This window comes from Pseudonocardia sp. ZF1, assembly GCF_056835605.1.
Genome location: NZ_JAJNBY010000001.1, coordinates 5557850 through 5576858, shown reverse-complemented (window position 1 = coordinate 5576858; position 19009 = coordinate 5557850). Strand labels below are relative to the sequence as shown.

Annotated in this window: 16 protein-coding genes; 11 read left to right on the top strand and 5 right to left on the bottom strand. The window is 75.1% G+C overall.

Translation table 11 applies throughout. The annotated features are described in order from the left end of the window. Nucleotides 1–9 precede the first annotated feature (9 nt). The 3 genes from ZF1_RS26880 to ZF1_RS26870 all read left to right on the top strand — a co-directional run bounded on the left by ZF1_RS26880 (nt 10) and on the right by ZF1_RS26870 (nt 3334). Nucleotides 10–975: an alpha-ketoacid dehydrogenase subunit beta gene (locus ZF1_RS26880; protein ID WP_405421646.1), complete on the top strand. Its 966-nt coding sequence runs from the start codon at nt 10–12 to the stop codon at nt 973–975. A gap of 10 nt (nt 976–985) precedes the next feature. Beyond that, nucleotides 986–2734, top strand: a complete 1749-nt coding sequence (locus tag ZF1_RS26875) for a dihydrolipoamide acetyltransferase family protein (RefSeq protein ID WP_476653154.1) — start codon at nt 986–988, stop codon at nt 2732–2734. 69 nt (nt 2735–2803) lie between these two features. Continuing rightward, nucleotides 2804–3334: an FxsA family protein gene (locus ZF1_RS26870; protein ID WP_482638631.1), complete on the top strand. Its 531-nt coding sequence runs from the start codon at nt 2804–2806 to the stop codon at nt 3332–3334. A gap of 171 nt (nt 3335–3505) precedes the next feature. Here ZF1_RS26870 and ZF1_RS26865 read toward each other — a convergent pair whose 3' ends face one another. Then, entirely contained in the window at nt 3506–3640 is a 135-nt protein-coding gene (locus ZF1_RS26865; RefSeq protein WP_255497807.1) for a hypothetical protein, read from the bottom strand. Between the two features lie 308 nt (nt 3641–3948). Here ZF1_RS26865 and ZF1_RS26860 point away from each other — a divergent pair, with 308 nt between their 5' ends. Together ZF1_RS26860 and ZF1_RS26855 are read left to right on the top strand one after the other, a co-directional pair. Next, entirely contained in the window at nt 3949–5139 is a 1191-nt protein-coding gene (locus ZF1_RS26860; RefSeq protein ID WP_482638630.1) for an ATP-binding protein, read from the top strand. 196 nt (nt 5140–5335) lie between these two features. Next, nucleotides 5336–5656, top strand: a complete 321-nt coding sequence (locus ZF1_RS26855; protein WP_043276256.1) for a GroES family chaperonin — start codon at nt 5336–5338, stop codon at nt 5654–5656. 85 nt (nt 5657–5741) lie between these two features. Here ZF1_RS26855 and ZF1_RS26850 read toward each other — a convergent pair whose 3' ends face one another. Next, nucleotides 5742–6533: a hypothetical protein gene (locus ZF1_RS26850; protein ID WP_482638629.1), complete on the bottom strand. Its 792-nt coding sequence runs from the start codon at nt 6531–6533 to the stop codon at nt 5742–5744. Nucleotides 6534–6608: 75 nt separating this feature from the next. Here ZF1_RS26850 and ZF1_RS26845 point away from each other — a divergent pair, with 75 nt between their 5' ends. Continuing rightward, nucleotides 6609–8234 carry a VanW family protein gene (locus tag ZF1_RS26845; RefSeq protein ID WP_482638628.1) on the top strand — a complete coding sequence of 542 codons (1626 nt, stop codon included), beginning with the start codon at nt 6609–6611 and terminating at the stop codon, nt 8232–8234. Nucleotides 8235–8329: 95 nt separating this feature from the next. Then, nucleotides 8330–8755: a CBS domain-containing protein gene (locus ZF1_RS26840; protein WP_073576089.1), complete on the top strand. Its 426-nt coding sequence runs from the start codon at nt 8330–8332 to the stop codon at nt 8753–8755. Nucleotides 8756–8822: 67 nt separating this feature from the next. Here the strand turns inward: ZF1_RS26840 and ZF1_RS26835 are convergent, their stop codons facing one another. Next, nucleotides 8823–10661, bottom strand: a complete 1839-nt coding sequence (locus tag ZF1_RS26835; protein ID WP_482638627.1) for an acyl-CoA dehydrogenase — start codon at nt 10659–10661, stop codon at nt 8823–8825. Between the two features lie 252 nt (nt 10662–10913). On the opposite strand from ZF1_RS26835, the gene ZF1_RS26830 reads away from it, so the two are divergent. Next, a complete protein-coding gene (locus ZF1_RS26830; RefSeq protein ID WP_482638626.1) occupies nt 10914–12095 on the top strand; it encodes a peptidoglycan recognition protein family protein in 1182 nt (393 codons plus the stop codon). A gap of 62 nt (nt 12096–12157) precedes the next feature. Beyond that, nucleotides 12158–13345 (top strand): class I SAM-dependent methyltransferase, encoded by a 1188-nt coding sequence (locus tag ZF1_RS26825; protein WP_482638625.1) that lies wholly within the window; start codon nt 12158–12160, stop codon nt 13343–13345. Here ZF1_RS26825 and ZF1_RS26820 read toward each other — a convergent pair. Further along, nucleotides 13276–13911, bottom strand: a complete 636-nt coding sequence (locus ZF1_RS26820; RefSeq protein ID WP_251783364.1) for a TetR/AcrR family transcriptional regulator — start codon at nt 13909–13911, stop codon at nt 13276–13278. The genes ZF1_RS26825 and ZF1_RS26820 overlap by 70 nt on opposite strands. Before the next feature lie 117 nt (nt 13912–14028). Between ZF1_RS26820 and ZF1_RS26815 the strand changes: the two genes are divergently transcribed. Continuing rightward, a complete protein-coding gene (locus ZF1_RS26815; protein ID WP_482638624.1) occupies nt 14029–15678 on the top strand; it encodes a GMC oxidoreductase in 1650 nt (549 codons plus the stop codon). On the opposite strand, the gene ZF1_RS26810 is transcribed toward ZF1_RS26815, so the two are convergent. Then, a complete protein-coding gene (locus tag ZF1_RS26810; protein ID WP_482638623.1) occupies nt 15671–16303 on the bottom strand; it encodes an IspD/TarI family cytidylyltransferase in 633 nt (210 codons plus the stop codon). The two genes, ZF1_RS26815 and ZF1_RS26810, sit on opposite strands and share 8 nt — an antisense overlap. Nucleotides 16304–16409: 106 nt before the next feature. Between ZF1_RS26810 and ZF1_RS26805 the strand changes: the two genes are divergently transcribed. Continuing rightward, the gene (locus tag ZF1_RS26805) at nt 16410–19004 is read left to right on the top strand and encodes a helix-turn-helix transcriptional regulator (RefSeq protein ID WP_482638622.1); all 2595 of its coding nucleotides are present in this window, start codon (nt 16410–16412) and stop codon (nt 19002–19004) included. Nucleotides 19005–19009: the final 5 nt, after the last annotated feature.

The window sequence follows — 19009 nt, the reverse complement described above, 5'->3', positions numbered from 1 at the left end:
CCGACCACGATGGCGAAGGCGCTCAACGACGGCCTGCGTGCCGCGATGGAGCGCGACCCCAAGGTGCTGGTCATGGGTGAGGACGTCGGCCGGCTCGGCGGCGTCTTCCGCATCACCGACGGGCTGCAGAAGGACTTCGGCGAGCAGCGCGTGCTCGACACCCCGCTGTCGGAGTCCGGGATCATCGGCGCCGCGATCGGGCTCGCGGTGCGCGGCTTCCGGCCGGTCTGCGAGATCCAGTTCGACGGGTTCGTCTTCCCCGGCTACGACCAGATCGTGTCCCAGCTGGCGAAGCTGCGGTACCGGACCCAGGGCCGGGTGCCGGTGCCGGTTGTCGTCCGGATCCCCTACGGCGGCGGGATCGGTGCCGTCGAGCACCACTCCGAGTCGCCCGAGTCGCTGTTCGCGCACGTCGCGGGCCTGAAGGTGGTCACCTGCTCGACCCCGTCGGACGCGCACTGGATGATCCAGCAGGCCATCCTCTCCGACGACCCGGTGATCTTCTTCGAGCCGAAGCGCCGGTACTGGGAGAAGGGCGAGCTCGACGGCGCCGACCTGGCGTCGGCGTACCCGCTGCACGCGTCGCGGGTGGTGCGGCCGGGCTCGACGCTGACCGTCGCCACCTACGGGCCGATGGTGAAGACCTGCCTCGACGCGGCCGCCGCGGCCGCCGAGGAGGGCCGCGAGCTCGAGGTGGTCGACCTGCGGTCGCTGTCCCCGCTCGACCTCGGCCCGGTCGCGGACTCGGTGCGCCGCACCGGTCGGCTGGTCGTGGTGTCCGAGGCGCCCGCGGAGTCGTCGGTGACCTCCGAGGTCGCCGCCCGGATCCAGCAGGAGTGCTTCTTCTCGCTGGAGGCGCCGGTGCTCCGCGTGACCGGTTTCGACACGCCCTACCCGCCGTCGCGGCTGGAGGAGGAGTACCTGCCGGACCTGGACCGGGTGCTCGACGCCGTCGACCGTTCCCTGGCCTGGTGAGGACGAGCACATGCGTGAGCACTTCAAGTTGCCCGACGTCGGCGAGGGGCTGACCGAGGCCGAGATCGTCACCTGGCGGGTGGCGCCGGGGGACACGGTCGCGGTGAACGACGTGATCGTGGAGATCGAGACGGCGAAGGCGGCCGTGGAGCTGCCCTCACCGTGGGCCGGGACGGTCGGCGAGCTGCTGGCCGAGCCGGGTGCGACCGTCGCGGTGGGGACGCCGATCATCGCGATCGACACCGGTGGGTCCGCGCCCGACGCCGGCGCCGACACCGGAGCGAAGATCGGTGAGGCGGGCAGGGACGGACGGATCGCGACGCTCGTCGGGTACGGGCCGCGGCAGGGCTCCGCCCGGCGACGGCCCCGGCGCGAGCCCACCGCCTCCGCTGCGCCGGCCGGGTCCGTCGCCGCGGGGGACCCCGTCGCCGGGGGCCCGGACGCCCCGGGGCCGGGCGCGGCCCCCGTCCCGTCGCCCCAGCAGTCGCTCGGGTCGCCGGAGCAGGCCGCTACCGGGACGTCCACCGGAGCCGACCCGGGAGCCGGGGGCTCCGACGGGCAGACCGGGGGCTCCGACGGGCAGACCGGGGGCTCGGACGGCCGGGCCGGGGGCTCCGACGGCCGGGCCGGGGGCGACGCGGTCGGACCGCGTGCCGCCCAGGTCCCGCTCGCTCCGCCGCCGGTCCGGCTGCTCGCACGGGAGCTCGGCGTCGACCTGCGGGCGGTGACGGGGACCGGGCGGGACGGCCGGATCACCCGGGAGGACGTGCACGCCGCCGCGTCGGGGGCCGGGCTCACGGGTGCCGGGAACGGCGCTGCGGCCGACGGCCGGGGCGCCGGAGCGGGCACTGCCGGCACGTCCGCCGGGTCGCCGGTCGCCGGGGGTCCCGCCGCGGCGGGTGCCGCTGCCGGTGGTCTCGCCGCGGGGGGTGCCGCTGCCGGGGATCTCGCCGGCGCCGCGACCTCGGGTGCCGCGCCGGACGGCTCGGGCCCCGGCGACCCGGGGCTCGCCGCCGGGCCGGGTACCGCCGCCGGACCGGGCACGACCACCGCCCGGCCCACCGAGGACCGGCGTGAGCCCATCCGCGGTGTCCGCAAGGCCACCGCCGCGGCGATGGTCGCGAGTGCGTTCACCGCGCCGCACGTCACCGAGTTCCTCGACGTCGACGTCACCGAGATGATGGCCCTGCGCGACCGGCTGCGGGCCTCGCGCGAGTTCGCCGGGGTCAAGCTGACCCCGCTGGCGTTCGTCGCGAAGGCCGCCTGCCTCGCCGCCGCCCGGACCCCGGCGGTCAACGCCAGCTGGGACGAGCGCGCCGGCGAGATCGTCTACTACGCCCGCGTCCAGCTCGGCATCGCCGCCGCGACGCCGCGTGGTCTCGTCGTCCCCAAGATCCGCGACGCGGACACGCTCACCCTGCGCGGCATGGCCGACGCGCTCACGACGCTCACCGACACCGCCCGGGCGGGCCGGACCGCCCCGGCCGACCTGGTCGGGGGCACGTTCACGATCACCAACGTCGGCGTGCTCGGCGTCGACACCGGGACGCCGATCATCAACCCCGGCGAGGCCGCGATCCTCGCGGTCGGGTCGATCAAGCCCGCCCCCTGGGTCGTCGACGGCGAGCTGGCCGTGCGCACCGTGTGCCGGCTGGCGCTGTCGTTCGACCACCGCCTCGTCGACGGGGCCGAGGGCTCGCGGTTCCTCGCCGACGTCGGCGCGCTGCTGCACGACCCCGGGGTCGCCTTCACCTGGTGACCTGGGGAGATCATCCGGGGGCCTCGGGGACCGATCCGGGGAATTCGGGCGATCCGGGAGCAGAACGGCATGCCCGTGCGTTGTACGGGCATGCCGTTCGTGCTGCTCTACGTCGTGCTCGAGATCGTCGCGCTCGCCGGGCTGATCGCGTGGATCGGACTGGGCTGGACCCTGCTGGTCCTGCTCGCCGGGTCCGTGATCGGGCTCCTGCTCGCCCGCCGGGAGGGCGTCCGCGCCGCCCGCGCGCTCGCCACCGCCGTGCAGCGCGGGAAGCTGGCGCACGAGGAGGCGACCGACGGGCTGCTCGTCGCCGCCGGTGGCATCCTCATCTTCCTGCCGGGCCTGATCACCGACGTGCTCGGTCTCGCCCTGGTGTTCCCCCCGACGCGGGCCCTGGTCCGGCGTCGCATGGTGAACGCCGCCGAGCGGGCCGCACCGAGCCTGCGCACCGCGCGGATCCGCTACGGCGCCACCGTGGTCGAGGGGGAGACCGTCACCGAGCCGCGCCCGGCGACCGCGTACCCACGCATCACCGGTCCCGCCGCGGGCACCGGCCCGGTCGTCGACGGCGAGGTCGTGGACGGCCCCGACCGCACCTGACCCGTCACCGGGCCTCGCGGTGCGTGGTCTCCCGGCGCACCCCGCACGCGGTCTCCGCACCCCGTGCGGAGGGTGCGACGGCGGCACCGGTGGTGCGACGGCCGGGCGCGGCAGGTCCGGGTCGGGGTGGTGGACGGCGGGGGCGTTCGGGGGTCGCCCCCGCCGTCCTTCTCACCAGCCGGGGCGCGCTCCTGCGAGCAGGCTGCGCAGGCTCTCCAGCCGTCGGCGACGCAGCGTGATCGGCTTCATCCGCAGCGTCGAGTGATGCATCCGGTCGGCGCGGTGCCGTCCGCGGTGTCGGCCCACAGCGCTCTCCTCCCGGGCGTAGTCACGTGCGACAGGGTGGTGCACGCCTCGAAGTGTTGCTGGTCAACCGCGGTCGCGGAAGGTCGCCGGGCGCGGGCCACCGGATCGTGACGACAACGCAGGCGTTCACCGGCCCCGCTCGCACGGTGCGTTCGCGGCGGACCGCACGGGCGACGCCGGAGCCGGCCCGGACGGGCATCGCGACCACGCTGGGTGACCGACGTCGTCGCTGGGCCGCACGGGTGGCGGGGCCGCGACACGCCGCCGTCGTCTACGGAATTCCGAAGAGCGGCGGATACCGTCCTCGCATGGACCCGGTGCGCAACCCGTTCGCCCCCGGCGCCGGGCAGCGCCCGCCGGAGCTGGCCGGCCGGGACCGCGAGGTGGACGCCTTCGAGATCGTCCTGGAGCGGGTCGCCCGCGGTCGCCCGGAGCGGAGCCTGGTGCTCACCGGGCTGCGCGGCGTCGGCAAGACGGTGCTGCTCGGCGAGCTGCGCTCGATGGCGATGCACGCCGGCTGGGGTGCCGGGAAGATCGAGGCCCGCCCGGACGCCGACCTGCGCCGTCCGCTGTCCGCTGCGTTGCACCGCGCGGTCCGCGACCTCGCCGTCCGGCACCGGGCCCCCGAGCGCATCGACGAGGTGCTGGGCGTGCTCAAGGCGTTCGCGCTGCGGTCGTCCCCCGAGGGCACGAAGCTGCGGGAGCGCTGGCAGCCCGGCATCGACGTCCCGGTGAAGAACGGGCGCGCGGACTCCGGCGACATCGAGATCGACCTCGTCGAGCTGTTCACCGAGGTCGCGGAGCTGGCCCAGGACGTCGGCTCCGGCATCGCGCTGCTGATCGACGAGATGCAGGACCTGCGGCCCGAGGACGTCTCCGCGCTCTGCGCCGCCTGCCACGAGCTGTCCCAGGCCCGGGTGCCGCTCGTCGTCGTCGGGGCGGGGCTGCCGCACCTGCCCGCGGTGCTGTCGGCGTCGAAGTCCTACTCGGAGCGGCTGTTCAAGTACTCGCGGATCGACCGGCTGGACCGCAAGGACGCCGACTTCGCGCTGATCGCCCCGGCCGAGCGCGAGGAGGCGACCTTCGACCAGGAGGCCCTCGACGACCTCTACGTCCGCTCGGGCGGCTACCCCTACTTCGTGCAGGCCTACGGCAAGGCCGCCTGGGACGCCGCACCGACCAGTCCGATCGGCGTGAAGGACGTCGAGATGGCCGCCCCCGAGGCCGAGGCAGAGCTCGCGGTCGGCTTCTTCGGCTCGCGCTTCGAGCGGGCGACGCCCGCGGAGCGCGAGTACCTGCGGGCGATGGCCGAGCTGACCGACGGGGAGGACCACCCCGTCGAGACGTCGCTGGTGGCCAAGCACCTGGACCGGCGCGCGTCGTCGCTGTCCCCGGCGCGCGACAGCCTGCTCAAGAAGGGCCTGGTGTTCTCCGCCCAGCGCGGCCAGATCGCCTTCACCGTGCCGCACTTCGGGCGGTACCTGCTCGCCAACACCTGAGTCCCGCTGCTCCGGACGAGTGAAAACTGTTTGCGGTGTAACAGGTCGTCGTACCGGTGCGAAACCCCTGCTGAGCCCCGCGGCGCCACCCGACCCCCGACTCGGTAGCGCCGCGGGGCGTTCCACGTTCGGGGCATGCTGTCGCCTGTGCCGGGCGCCGCCGGGGGCGTCAGGGCCCACCCGTAGCATCGGCCCGGTGGCCGAGCCCAAACTCGAGATCCAGATGCTCCACGACCGGGTCATGATCAAGAGGGTCGAGGGTTCCGGCGAGCGACGGAGCTCGGCCGGAATCGTGATCCCGGCAACCGCACAGGTCGCCAAGCGTCTGGTCTGGGGAGAGGTGGTCGGGGTGGGACAGCACGTGCGCACGGTGAAGGCCGGCGACCGCGTCCTGCTCGCCCCGGAGGACCAGTACGAGGTCGAGATCGCCGGCGTCGGGCACCTGGTCATGCGTGAGCGGGACCTGCACGCGGTGGCCTCCGAGGCCACCCAGCACGGGACCGGTCTCTACCTCTGACCCCCCGGGTCGCGCCGGTCCGCACGGACCCGCGGCCCACCCGGTTCGACAGCGGTGTCGACGCAGTCGACGACGCCGGTCGCGATCACAGAGTCGATGGCAGTGCGGAAAGGAAGTCCCACGTCATGCCCGAGCGTCCTCCCTCGTCCGACGACGCGGACGAGCAGCCGGTGACGTCCGCGCCGGAGCCGGGAGACCCGCAGACCGGCGACGCCGCCGGTGCCGGTCGCCCCGTGATGCCCGCCCGCCGTCCCTCGCCCGGCCCCGCCGCCCCCGCCGCGCCGCAGGGAACTCCCGCGCCGCAGGGCGCCACCGAGGTCTCCGCCGCCGAGTCCGGTCCCGCCGACCCGGCCGAGGCCGCCGAGCAGGCGCCGCCGGAGTCCCCCGCGGCCCGCACCGTCGTCGGGCAGGCGACCACCGCGGACGGTCCGGCCGCGCCGTCGCCCGCCCCGCACCAGCAGCCCCCCGCGCCGCAGCGCCCGGAGTCCGGCACGGCCGCCCCGCAGCCGTCCGGCGGCGCCCCGGCCCCCGCGGGCCCCCCGCCGCGCCGCAGCCCGGCCCCCGGCCGGCCGGTGCGCCGGACGCGACCCGCCCGGTCCCCGCCGCCCCCGAGGGGCAGGACCAGGACACCGTCCGCGTCGCCCCGCTCAGCGAGCAGCGCACCCAGATCCTGCCCCGGGTCACCCCGGCCGCGGCCGCGACGCCGCCCGCGGGCGGCGCCGCCGAGCAGACCGCCCGCATCCACACCGGCGGCCCGGGCGCGGGCACCGCGGTCCTCGGTGCCGGTGCGACCGGCCCCGCGGGCGCGACCGGTCCGGGTGGGCCGGGAGGCCCCGGTGGGCCCGGCGGCCCCGGTGGTGGGGACGGCGACGGGCACGGCGACGGCGAGGGCGGTGACGGCCCGCAGCGCAAGCGCCCGGTCGGACTGATCGTCGCGGCCGTCGCGCTCGGTGTGCTCGTCCTCGGCTACGTCGGCGACCTCGCGCTGAGCTCCGGCAGCGTGCCGCGCGGCGTCGTCGTCGCCGGTCAGCAGATCGGCGGCATGTCGCGCGCCCAGGCCACCGAGACGCTGCAGGCCGCGATCGAGCCCCGCTCCTCCGCGCCGGTGCCGGTCCAGGCCGGTGAGGTCAGCTCCGAGATCGACCCGAAGGCCGCGGGCCTGCAGGTCGACTACGCGCGCACTCTCGACGAGGCGGGCGAGCAGCCGCTGAACCCGATCACCCGGATCTCCTCGTTCTTCACCACCCGCGAGGTCGGGGTGGTCAACTCCGCCGACGACCGCGCCGTGCGCACCGCGCTGGAGCAGATGGCCCCGCTGGTCATGAAGGAGCCCAAGGAGGGCTCGGTCGAGTGGCAGGGAGTCACCCCGACCCCGGTCGCGCCGGAGCCCGGCCAGCAGCTCGACGTCGACGCGGCCGTCGGCGTCGTCGAGGAGCAGTGGGCCTCCGGCGAGCCGGTGCAGCTTCCGCTGATCGTCGAGCAGGCCGTCACGACCCCGGCCGACGTGCAGAAGGCCATCGACGAGGTCGCCAAGCCCGCCGTCGCCGGCCCGCTGACGATCACCGGTGAGGGTGCGAACGCGACCATCACCCCGGAGGACATCACGACTGCGCTCAGCTTCACCGCGGACCCGGAGGGGCCCGTGAAGCTGAAGCCGGTGATTGCGAACAAGACCCTCGAGGACATCGCGCAGCCGCAGCTGGCGGGCACCGAGAAGCCCGGCGTCGACGCCCAGCTCGACTTCGCCGCGACCCCGCCGCGGGTCGTCCCGTCGCAGGACGGGCGTGGCATCGACTACGACGCCACCTTCGCGAACGTGCTGCCGATCCTCACCGGCCAGGGCGAGCGCACGGTCGCGGCGGTCTACGCGAACAAGCCGGCCGAGATCACCACGGCCGACCTGGAGTCGCTGGGCAACGCCACCGAGATCTCGACGTTCACCACCGGCGGGTTCGCCGCCGACTCGGGGCAGAACATCAAGCGCGCCGCCGAGGCCATCAACGGCCAGATCGTGCAGCCCGGCGAGACGTTCAGCCTCAACGGCGTCAGCAACCCCCGCAACGCCGCCAACGGCTACGTCGAGGCCGGCATCATCGAGGACGGCCACCCGGCGCGCGGCGTCGGCGGCGGTGTCTCCCAGCTCGCGACGACGCTGTACAACGCGTCGTACTTCGCCGGCATGACCGACATCGAGCACAAGGAGCACAGCTACTACATCAGCCGCTACCCGGTGGCCCGCGAGGCGACGGTCTTCAACGACCTCATCGACGTCAAGTTCCGCAACGACGGCCCGACCCCGGTGCTGATCCGCACGGCGTGGACGCCCAGCAACGTCACCGTCTCGTTCATCGGGCAGAAGATGTACGAGGTCACCTCGGCGACCGGGCCGCGGACGAACCCGACCCAGCCGCAGGTCGTCAACATCCCGGCCGGCCAGCCGTGCAGCGCCAGCAAGGGCTCTCCCGGCTTCACCGCGACCGACACCCGGACCATGCGCAACGTGCAGACCGGGGAGACGACCAGCAAGACGCGGACGGTCAAGTACAACCCTCAGCCGATCGTGCAGTGCGGCGGCTGATCCGGTGATCGTCCCCGTCAGGGGATGACGAGAGCCAGGTCACATTCGTACCCTGATCCCTCCAGCCGTCGGACAGCGAGGGATCGGGGTACCCCATGCGCATCGCGGACGTTCTGAGGAGCAAGGGCAGCGCGGTCAGCACCGTGGCGCCGGAGGACTCGATGGGCGAGGTGCTGCGCGCGATCGCCGAGCGGAACCTCGGCGCACTGCCCGTCGTCGACGGGGACCGGCTGGTCGGCATCGTCTCCGAGCGGGACGTGGTGCGCCGGCTGCACAGCCACGGTGCCGCGCTGCTCGACGCGCGGGTGGCCGAGGTGATGACCACCGAGGTGGTCACCTGCTCGCCCGACGACGGCGTCGGCGACCTCGCCCGGATCATGACCGACCGCCGGGTGCGGCACCTGCCGGTGATCGTCGACGGGGCGCTGGCCGGGATCGTGTCCATCGGCGACCTGGTCAAGGCCCGGATGGACATGCTGGAGCAGGAACGCGAACAGCTGGAGAGCTACATCGCGCAGTAGGGGCACGACGAGGAAGGGCCCCGGGCGGGGAGTCCGCGCCCGGGGCCCTTCGTCATCGCCGACCGGATCAGAACGAGGCCTCGTCGAGCTCCATGAGCTCGTTGTCGGCGTTCGCGATGATCGCCTTGTCCGAGGTCAGGCGGGGCAGCACGGACTTCGCGAAGAAGGTCGCGACGCCGACCTTGCCCTCGTAGAAGGCCCGGTCCTTCGCGGAGACGCCGTCGGTGCCCAGTGCGGCGAGCGCGACGGTGGCCTGGCGCAGCAGCAGCCAGCCGACGAGCAGGTCGCCGACCGCCATCAGTAGCCGCACGGTGTGCTGGCCGACCTTGTACAGCTCGGTGACGTCCTTGGTGGAGCCGTAGAGGTAACCGGTCAGCGTGCCGAGCATCCCCTGCACGTCGGTCAGCGCGGTGCGCAGGAGCTCGCGCTCCTCCTTGAGCCGGCCGTTGCCCGCGTCGGAGTCGATGAACGCCTGGACCTCGCCCGCGACGTGCGCGAGCGCCTGGCCGTTGTCCCGGACGATCTTGCGGAACAGGAAGTCCTGGGACTGGATCGCGGTGGTGCCCTCGTAGAGGGAGTCGATCTTGGCGTCCCGGATGTACTGCTCGATCGGGTAGTCCTGCAGGAAGCCCGACCCGCCCAGGGTCTGCAGCGACTGCACGAGCTGCTCGGTGGCGCGCTCGGAGCCGACGCCCTTCACGATCGGCAGCAGCAGGTCGTTGACCTTCTCCGCGAGCGCGGTGCTGATCCCGCTGCCCTCGTCGCCGAGGCGCACCCTGTCCTGGAAGGTCGCGGTGTAGATGTAGACGGCGCGCATGCCCTCGGCGTACGCCTTCTGCAGCATCAGGCTGCGGCGCACATCCGGGTGGTGGGTGATCGTGACCCGCGGCGCGGTCTTGTCGGTCATCTTCGTCAGGTCGGCGCCCTGCACGCGCTCCTTGGCGAACTCGAGCGCGTTCAGGTAGCCGGTCGACAGGGTGCCGATGGCCTTGGTGCCGACCATCATCCGGGCGTACTCGATGACCTGGAACATCTGGGCGATGCCGTCGTGCACGTCGCCCAGCAGCCACCCGACGGCCGGGGTGCCGTGCGCCCCGAAGGTCAGCTCGCAGGTCGTGGAGGCCTTGAGGCCCATCTTGTGCTCGACGTTGGTCACGAAGGCGCCGTTGCGCTCGCCCGGCTCGCCGGTCCCGCTGTCGAAGTGGAACTTCGGCACCAGGAACAGCGACAGGCCCTTGGTGCCCGGCTTTCCGCCCTCGGGGCGAGCCAGCACCAGGTGCATGATGTTCTCGGTGAAGTCCTGCTCCGCCGAGGTGATGAAGCGCTTCACGCCCTCGATGTGCCAGGTGCCGTCGTCCTGCCGGATCGCCTTGGTGCGGCCGGCGCCGACGTCGGAACCCGCGTCCGGCTCGGTCAGCACCATGGTGGCGCCCCAGCCGCGGTCGATCATCAGCTGGGCCCAGCGCTTCTGCTCCTCGTTGCCGTTCGCGTGGAGGATCGAGGCGAAGTTCGGGCCGGCCATGTACATGAAGATGGCCGGGTTGGAGCCGCACATCAGCTCGGCGGCGGCCCACTGCACGGACGGCGGGATGCCCATGCCTCCCAGCTCGTTCGGCAGGCCGAGGCGCCACCACTCGCCGTCCCAGAGGACCTTGTAGGCGTCCTTGAGCTCCTGCGGGGTGGTGACCGTGTGGTCCTCGGGGTGGAAGACCGGCGGGTTGCGGTCGATCGTGGCGTAGTGCTCGGCGAGCGGGCCGGTGCAGACGGTCGACAGCTCCGACAGCACGCCCTTGGCGGTGTCGACGTCGACGTCCTCGAAGGGTCCCGTTCCGAGGTGGTCCTGTACCTCGAACACCTCGAAGAGGTTGAACTCGAGGTCGCGCACGTTGCTCTTGTAGTGGCCCATCCGTCCTTCACCGCCGTTCGTGCCAGGGCCGATCGACTTACCGGCCGGTAACTGACTCCAGAGTATTACCGACCGGTAACAAGAGCAAGGTGCAGCTGCGTCGTCAGGGACCGCCCACCCGTGTGACGCGCTCGACCGGCGCGCCCGCGCCGTCCTTTTCCCGTGAACCGAGAGAATGCGGAGTCGCACGGGACGGATGTGGCGTGTGTGACGGAGGCGGTGCCGGCGGTGCCGCCGAAGGGGGCAGCAGCGATGGGCGAGCCGGGACAGAGCTGGAGCCGCCGCGGGCTGCTGGTCGGGAGTGCGGTCGCCGGCGCGGGCCTGGTCCTTCCCGGCCGGGCGTTCGCCGGGCCGCCGCCGACCACCGACCCCGCTCCGCCCGCCACGGGTCCGGTGCCCGGCCCGTCGGCGGTCCCGGGGCCGGACGGCATGCCCGGCCCGGCCGGTGCCGGTCCGCTCGCCGAGGGCGTGCCGGTCCCGTATGTCGCGCGCTGCTTCGAGTGGGGCGCGCGCAAGCCGAAGTTCCCGCCGAAGATCTGGGACCGGCGCCCGATCCGGATCCTGGTGCACCACACGGCCGGGGCGAACACGAACGACTACAGCGTCGGCGCCGCGCACCGGATGGCCAGGGCGATCCAGAACTACCACATGGACCGCAACGGCTGGCTCGACTCGGGGCAGCACTTCACGATCTCGCGTGGCGGGCACGTCATGGAGGGCAGGCTCTGGAGCCTCGGCGAGCTCAACGGGGGCCGCCGCGTCGTCGAGGGGGCGCACTCGCCCGGTCAGAACGTCATCGCGATCGGCATCGAGAACGAGGGCACCTACATGGGGGTCGACCCGACCCCGGCGCTGTGGAACTCGCTGCGCGTCACCTGCGCCTACATCTGCCTGCGCTACGGCATCGCCCCGACCGAGCTCTACGGCCACCGCGACTACCGCAACACCCTCTGCCCGGGTGACCGTCTCTACGCCGCGCTGCCCCGGCTGCGCCGCGAGGTGGCGGGGCTGCTGGGCAGGCGGCTCTCGCGCACCGAGTCGACCAAGGCGAGCTGGCCGCTGCTGCGCACCGGCGATCGCGGCCCGATGGTCGAGGCGGCCCAGTACCTGCTGCGCGACGCCGGGTCGCTGACCGGGAAGCCGGACGGCCGGTTCGACGACCGCACCGCAGCCGCGGTGAGCGAGTTCCAGCGCGCGCACCGCGCCGACGACGTCAACGGCCTGCTCGGCGGGGAGACCTGGCCGGAGCTGGCCCGCACGGTGCGCGCGGGCACCGAGGGCGACGCCGCCCGTGCCGTCGAGGTGCTCGCGGCGGCACGACGGGTGGAGAGCGTGCCCGACGTCGTCGACCACCCGCAGTGGCAGAAGCTGCTCGGGACCTCCGGCAGCGCCGTCCCGGACGCGCAGGACCCGCAGGGCGTGCTGAACCGCTGAGGGCCCGGTCCCGGGCGGAGCGCGCGCACGGACGGGTGACGGCCTGCCGCTAGTCTCGCCCGGTGCTGAACCGCTGCCCCGCGTGCGACGCGCCCGCGAGCGACCCGTTCTTCTCCGCGACCGGGCTGCCGGTGCACGGCACCGCGGTGCTCCCCGACCCGGTCTCGGCGCGTTCCGTGGCCACCGGTGACCAGGTGCTCGTGCTGTGCGAGCGCTGCGGGCTGGTGTTCAACCGCGACTTCGACCCGGGGCTGCTCGACTACACCGGCGACCACGAGGAGTCCCAGCACCACTCCCCCCGCTTCGCCGCCTACGCCGCGGAGGTCACCGCGGACTGGGTGGCGCGGTTCGGGCTGGCCGGGCGGCACGTCGTCGAGGTGGGGTGCGGGTCCGGTGACTTCGCCGCCGAGCTGCTCGGCGCCGGCGTCGGCCGGGTGACCGGGATCGACCCGCACTTCGTGCCGCAGCGGGTCCGCCCGGAGCTGGCGGACCGGCTCACCGCCGTCCCCGCGGAGTTCGCCCGTGACCAGGTCGAGCCGGACACCGCCGCCCTGGTCTGCCGGCACACCCTGGAGCACATCCCCGACCTCGCCGTCTTCGGCGCGGAGCTGTACGCCGGGCTGCGTCGCGGCGGCGGCCGGGCGCTGCTCGCCGAGGTGCCCGACCTGGGCCGGATCCTCGACGAGGGCGCCTTCTGGGACCTGCAGTACGAGCACTGCTCCTACTTCACCCCGGCGACCATGGGGACGTTCCTGACCGGGGTCGGCTTCTCCGACCCGCAGGTGCGGCTGACCTACGCCGACCAGTACGTCGTCGCCGAGGCGGGTCCGGACGGGACGCCGGGCGCGCCCGAGCTGGAGCCGCACCTGCGCGAGGCGCTGCGCAGCGCCTGCCGGGACTTCGCGACCCGGGTGTCGGACCAGGTCGGACGCTGGCGGGAATGGCTCGGCGGCCGGGCCGCGACCGGCGACGAGGTGGTCGTCTGGGGCGGCGGGGCGAAGGGGCTGACCTTCCTCAACGTCGTCGAGGGCGGTGCGGAGGGGACCGGCGCGGTCGGCGCGGTCGTCGACATCAACCCCGGCCTGCAGGGGCGTTTCATGGGCGGGCTCGGGCTGCCGATCCGCGCCCCGAAGGACCTGCTGGACTCGCCCCCGCGGTCGGTGCTGCTGATGAACCCGGTCTACACCGGCGAGGTCCGCGCCACGCTCGACGAGCTGGGGCTCGGGTCGACGGAGCTGCTCGCGGTCTGACCGGCCGGTGCCGGCCGCAGCGCGCGGACGGCCCGGACGAGCTCCGCGCGGGTCGCGGCGGCGTCGTCGATGCCGGTCCCGGTCAGCACCAGCGCGCCCGCGAGCAGCAGCCGGGCGGTGCGGCGCGCGTCGCCGGTGAGGTCGTCGCCGCAGACCCGGTCGAACCGCTCCTGGAAGTCGGCGACGACGGAGTCCCGGATCCGGCGCGCGTCCGGGTCGTGGCCGAGGAACACCGACCGCAGCGCGGTGTCGAGGTCGCCGCCGCCGTCGAGGGCGGTCACCAGGCCGTCGACGTAGCCGGCGAGGCGCTCCTCGACCGGCAGGTCCGCGGCGGGCTCGGCACCCGGTGCGCTGCGCAGGTGGGCGAGGAACACCGCGGCGAGCAGGTGCTCCTTCGAGGCGAACACCTTGTACGCGGTGGCCGGGGACAGCCCCGCCCGGCGCGCGACCCGGCGCACGGTCAACGTCGCGGCGCCGCTGTCGGCGAGCTCCTCGGCCCCGGCCGTGAGCAGCCGGTCCCGGGTCGCCGGCGCGACCTCGCTCCGCCGGGAGAATGCTCCGTCCACCGGACCCAGCCTAGCCGTCGACCGCCCCGGCCCCGGGTCGCCGGGCGGTGCCGCTACCGTGATCCACTACGGGTGGACAGGTGTCCAGTCGGGTGTCTTTCCGAGAGGAGCTCCCCGATGCGCTCGATCAGCCGCAGGTCGGTCCTGCTGGGTGCTGCCGGTGTCGCCGGGCTGGGGGTGCTCGGAGCGGGCACCGCGGTCGCCGCCGCGCCGTCCCGGGTGAGCGTGACCCGGGAGGAGCGACGGGTGGTCGTCGTCGGCTCCGGGTTCGGCGGCGGCGTCACGGCGCTGCGCCTGGCCGAGGCCGGTGTGGACGTGCTCGTCCTCGAACGCGGACGGCGGTGGGTCACCGGGCCGGACGCCGAGACCTTCCCCCGAGTGACGACGAACCCCGACCGCAGGCTGTTCTGGCTCGACACGGTCGCCGACCCCCTGGACGGACCGCCGAACCCGCTGTCGGTGCTGCTGGGGCGCCCCACCGCGAGCACCCCGGGCGCCGTGCCGCTGTCCCCCGGCCGGTACACCGGGCTGCTGGAGCGTGTCGGCGGCAACGGGATGGACGCGTTCTGCGCGGCCGGCGTCGGCGGGGGCTCGCTGCTCTACCAGGGGATGACGCTCCAGCCCTCGGCCGAGGTGTTCGCCGCGACGATGCCCCGCGAGCTGGACTACGACGTGCTCGCCCGCGAGCACTACCCGCGGGTCGCCCGGATGCTCCGCCTGGCCACCGCCCCGGACGAGCTGATCGACTCGCCGACGTACCGCGCCCCGCGGGTCTTCCGCGACCGGGCGGAGGCCGCCGGCTACGAGGTCGAGAAGATCCCGATGCCGATCGACTGGGACTACGCGCTGGCCGAGCTGCGCGGCGAGATGAGGCCCGCCTACACCAACGGCGACGCCGCGTTCGGCGTGAACAACGGCGGCAAGCACACCGTCGACGTCACCTACCTCGCCGCCGCCGAGGCGACCGGGCGGGTCACGGTCGCCCCGTTGCACCAGGTCACCGACGTCGTCCGCGCGGCCGACGGGCGCTGGGAGGCGCACGTCGACCGGATCGACGAGACCGGCACCGTGCTCGAGAAGAAGATCGTCACCACCCCGGCGCTGGTGCTCGCGGCGGGCACCCAGAACACCAACCGGCTGCTGCTGCGGGCCCGCGCGCACGACACGGTCCCGGACCTGCCCGACGCGCTCGGCGAGAACTGGGGCACCAACGGCGACCGGATCTGCACCTGGAACTCCCTGGTCGAGGACTTCGGCGCGACCCAGGGTGGCCCGGTGGTGTTCGGGACGAAGGACTGGGCGGACCCGACGACCGCCGACACCGTCATCCAGGCGTCGCTGCCGCCGTTGCCGCTCGGCCTCGGCCGCACCACGACGATGCTCGTCGGCTACGGCGTCAGCGCCGGGCGCGGCCGGATGGGCTGGGACCCGGTCCGGCAGGAGGGCGTCGTCGACTGGCCGCTCGACGGCGACGCCACCCTGACGGCGCGCATCCACGAGCGGATGGGGCGCATCACCGGGGCGCGGGGCACCTTCCTCGACACCACCTACGCGGTGCCGACCACCTGGCACCCGCTGGGCGGGGCCTGCATCGGCACGGTCTGCGACGTGGCGGGCCGGGTGCGGGGCCAGCGCGGCCTCTACGTGCTCGACGGGTCGCTGATGCCCGGCACGACGGCCGCCTGCAACCCGTCGATGACGATCGCCGCCGTCGTCGAACGGGCCACCGACGACCTGGTCGCCCAGGACGTCGGCACGCTCATCTGACCAGGCGCCGGACGACGGCCAGGTCCTCCGGGGTCGCGACGTGCAGGTTCGCCGGGTCCCCCGGCACCGTCACCACGCGGTGGCCGAGCGCGGCGAGCATCCCGGAGTTCTCCACCGGCCGGGGCGCGTCGGCGTGCGCGGCACGCAGGACGTCCGCGCGGAACGCCTGCGGCGACTGGGTGACCACCGCGTCCTGCTTGGGGAGGGTGTCGACGACGACGCCGTCGCGCACCCGCTGCACCACCTCCAGCAGCGGGACCACCGGCACCGCCCCGTCGGCGCCCGCCCGCACGGCCTCGACCACCTCGGTGAAGATCCGGTCGGCGGCGAGCGGGTGCGCCGGGTCGGAGAGAACCAGGATCCCCGCCTCGGCGGGTACGACGGCGAGCCCGGCCCGCAGGGACTCCGACTGGTGGTCCCCGCCGACGGCGAGCGCGTCGACCGGCTCGCCGTCCCAGTCCACCCCGGACGGCAGCACCAGTGCGACCCGGTCGCAGGTGCGCCGGGCGGCGGCGACGGTGTGGTCGATCAGGCGGGACCCGGCCAGGTCGTCGAGCTGCTTGAGCCGGCCGTAACGGAGCCCCCGGCCGCCGGCCAGCACGATCGCCCACACGTGGTCACGCACTCCGGTGATCCTGCCGGGTCCGGCGCGGGAACCGGACACCGCACCCGATAGCCTCGGCCGTCCCCGATCGGGCGACCCGATCGGGCGACCGGGAGGGCGGACGAGGATGGCGGCACCGACGACGTCCCCCACCCCCGCCGCGTCGACCGGCCCGCTCGCCGGGGCCCCCGCCGCGGTCGCGTTGGTCCGGGCCGTCGCCGAGGAGCCGGAGGCACCGCGCCTGGTGGCCGTCGCCGGCCCCGCCGGCGCGGGCAAGTCGACCGTGCTGCGCGAGCTGGTCCGGGTGTGGACCGAGGCCGGCGCCGGGCAGGACGTGACGGTCGTCGACGACGCCCACGAGCTCGGCGACGACGAGCTCGCCGATCTGCGCGGGCGCGCGGGCCGTCCGGGCGCCCGGCTGGTCGTCGCGTTCCGTCCGTGGCCGCGCAGCCGTGCGCTGGCCCGGCTCGGTGCGTCGCTGGCCGCCGCCGCGCCGCCGCTGGTCCTGGGTGCGCTCGACGCCGCCGGGATCGCCGCCCGGGCCGCCCGCGTCGCCGGGGTCCGGATCTCCGACGAGGCCGTCCGGGTCGTCGCCGAGCGCACCGCCGGGGCCCCGGTGCTGGTCGACCGGCTGCTCGCCCACGGACGGGTCGGTGGTCCGGTGCCGCCGCAGCTCGCCGAGCAGATCGGCTACGCCGTCGACGCCGAGGACCCGCGGGTGGTCGAGCTGGTCACCGTGCTCGCGCTCGGCGCCCCCGTCGACGGCGAGGTGCTCGTCCCGCTGCTCGGGATCTCCGACGCGGCCGGCATCGGCGTCGGCGCCGAGATCGCCGAGCTCGACGAGCTGTCCGGCCGGGCCGTCGCCGCCGGGCTCTGCACCCCCGACGGGCGGGTCGTGCCGCTGGTCGCCGAGGCGATCCGCACCCGGGTCGCGCCGGCCCGGCGGGCCGAGCTGCGCCGCCACCTCGCCGAGATCGAGCTCGACCGTGGCGGGAGCGTGCTCGCCGTCGCCCGCACCCTGCGCGGGTCCGGGGCCACCGGGGAGCGCGCCGCCGCGGTGTTCCGGGCCGCCGCGGCCGAAGCGGCCCGCGCGGAGAGCCCGGACGCGGTCCGGTTCTACGCCGAGGCCGTCGCCGCGGGGGCGCCCCCGCTGACCGTCGCCGCGCACCGCGCGCAGGCCCACCTGGTCGCCGGGGACCTCGACGGCGCGCTCGGGCACGCGGACTCGGTGCTGTCCGCGACCGACGCCGTCGAGGCCACCGACGCCGTCCGCGCCGGGTCGGTCGCGGCCGCCGTCCTCGCCCGGCGGGGGCTGCTGGCACGCAGCGCGGAGCTGTACCGGTGGACCGCGGCGGTGTCCGGGGAGCGCCCGCCCGCGGCGGCCGTGCCCGTGCTGATCGGGACCGGGGCGCTGGAGGAGGCCCGCGCCGTCGTCGGGGTCGACGGCTCCGGGTTCGTCGCCGGCCGCGCGCCCACCCTCGTCGACGGCGCCGACGACCTCACCGCCCGCGGCATGCTCGACTCGGTCGAGGGCTCCCCGACCGCCGCGCTGTCCGGCCTGGCCCGCGCCGCCGGTCTGCTGGAGACCGCGCACGGCGCCGCGCTGCTGCCCGACACCCCGGCCGCGCTGGCCGCGCTGGTGGCCGTGCACACCGGGGAGTTCGACGTCGCCGCGTCCGTGCTGGACCGCGCCCTGCGGACCGGGCTCGGCGGGGCGCCCGCCCGGGCCCGGCACCGGCTGCTGCTCGGCTGGATCGCGCTGCTGCGCGGCGCGACCGGCCCGGCGTCGGAGCGGCTCGCCGCCGTCGACGCGGGCGACGACCCCCTCGAACCGCGTGACGAGTTCCTCGCCGCCGCGCTGCAGGTCGCGATCGCCCGCCGCCAGTCCGACCTCGGTGCGCTGATGCGGTCCTGGACGCGGGCCCGGCAGGCGATCGTCCGGCACCCGGTCGACCTCTACGTGCTGCAGCCGCTCGGGGAGCTGGTGACCGCGGCGTCGCGGCTGCGGGAGGAGAGCTGGGTGGCCCCGCACCTCGCCGAGGCCGACGCGCTGCTCGACCGGCTCGGCCGCCCCGCGCTGTGGGTCGCCCCGCTGCACTGGGCGCGGCTGCAGGCCGCGGTGCTCACCGACGACGTCGAGGCCGCCCGCGCCCGCTCCGACGAGCTGCAGAGCGCCGCCTGCGGCAGCCGCTTCGCCCACGCCATGGCGACGGCGGCCCCGCACTGGGTGGGCGTGCTGGAGGACCGGGTCGACGCGGCCGAGGTCGAGGCCGCCGCCCGCGGGCTGCACGCCGTCGGCCTGTCCTTCGACGGCGGCCGCCTCGCCGGGCAGGCGGCACTGCGGACCGGGGACCGGCGCGCGGTGTCGGCCCTGCTGGCCTGCGCGCGGGCGCTGCAGGCGGCGGGGACGGACCTGCGCCAGGGGACCGTCCCGCCCCCCGCGGAGGAGCCCGGCCCGGTCGCGGAGGAGCCCGCCGTCGCGGCCCCGGCGCCCGTCGAGGCCGCCCCGGAACCGTCCGGGTCGGGTCTGCTGTCCGAGCGCGAGCTGGAGGTCGCCGAGCTCGTCGTGCAGGGGCGCACCCAGCGCGAGATCGGTGAGGCGCTGTTCATCTCGGCGAAGACCGTCGAGCACCACGTGGCCCGGATGCGCCAGCGTCTCGGCGTGGGCGGCCGCAGCGAGCTGCTCGACGAGCTCCGCCGGATCCTGGGCGACCGCGGCTGACCCGC

Coding starts and splice junctions, on each gene's coding strand:
- ZF1_RS26880 (WP_405421646.1), top strand. CDS start 10: ATGGCGAAGGCGCTCAACGACGGCCTGCGTGCCGCGATGGAGCGCGAC.
- ZF1_RS26875 (WP_476653154.1), top strand. CDS start 986: ATGCGTGAGCACTTCAAGTTGCCCGACGTCGGCGAGGGGCTGACCGAG.
- ZF1_RS26870 (WP_482638631.1), top strand. CDS start 2,804: ATGCCCGTGCGTTGTACGGGCATGCCGTTCGTGCTGCTCTACGTCGTG.
- ZF1_RS26860 (WP_482638630.1), top strand. CDS start 3,949: ATGGACCCGGTGCGCAACCCGTTCGCCCCCGGCGCCGGGCAGCGCCCG.
- ZF1_RS26840 (WP_073576089.1), top strand. CDS start 8,330: ATGCGCATCGCGGACGTTCTGAGGAGCAAGGGCAGCGCGGTCAGCACC.
- ZF1_RS26835 (WP_482638627.1), bottom strand. CDS start 10,661: ATGGGCCACTACAAGAGCAACGTGCGCGACCTCGAGTTCAACCTCTTC.
- ZF1_RS26830 (WP_482638626.1), top strand. CDS start 10,914: ATGGGCGAGCCGGGACAGAGCTGGAGCCGCCGCGGGCTGCTGGTCGGG.
- ZF1_RS26815 (WP_482638624.1), top strand. CDS start 14,029: ATGCGCTCGATCAGCCGCAGGTCGGTCCTGCTGGGTGCTGCCGGTGTC.
- ZF1_RS26805 (WP_482638622.1), top strand. CDS start 16,410: ATGGCGGCACCGACGACGTCCCCCACCCCCGCCGCGTCGACCGGCCCG.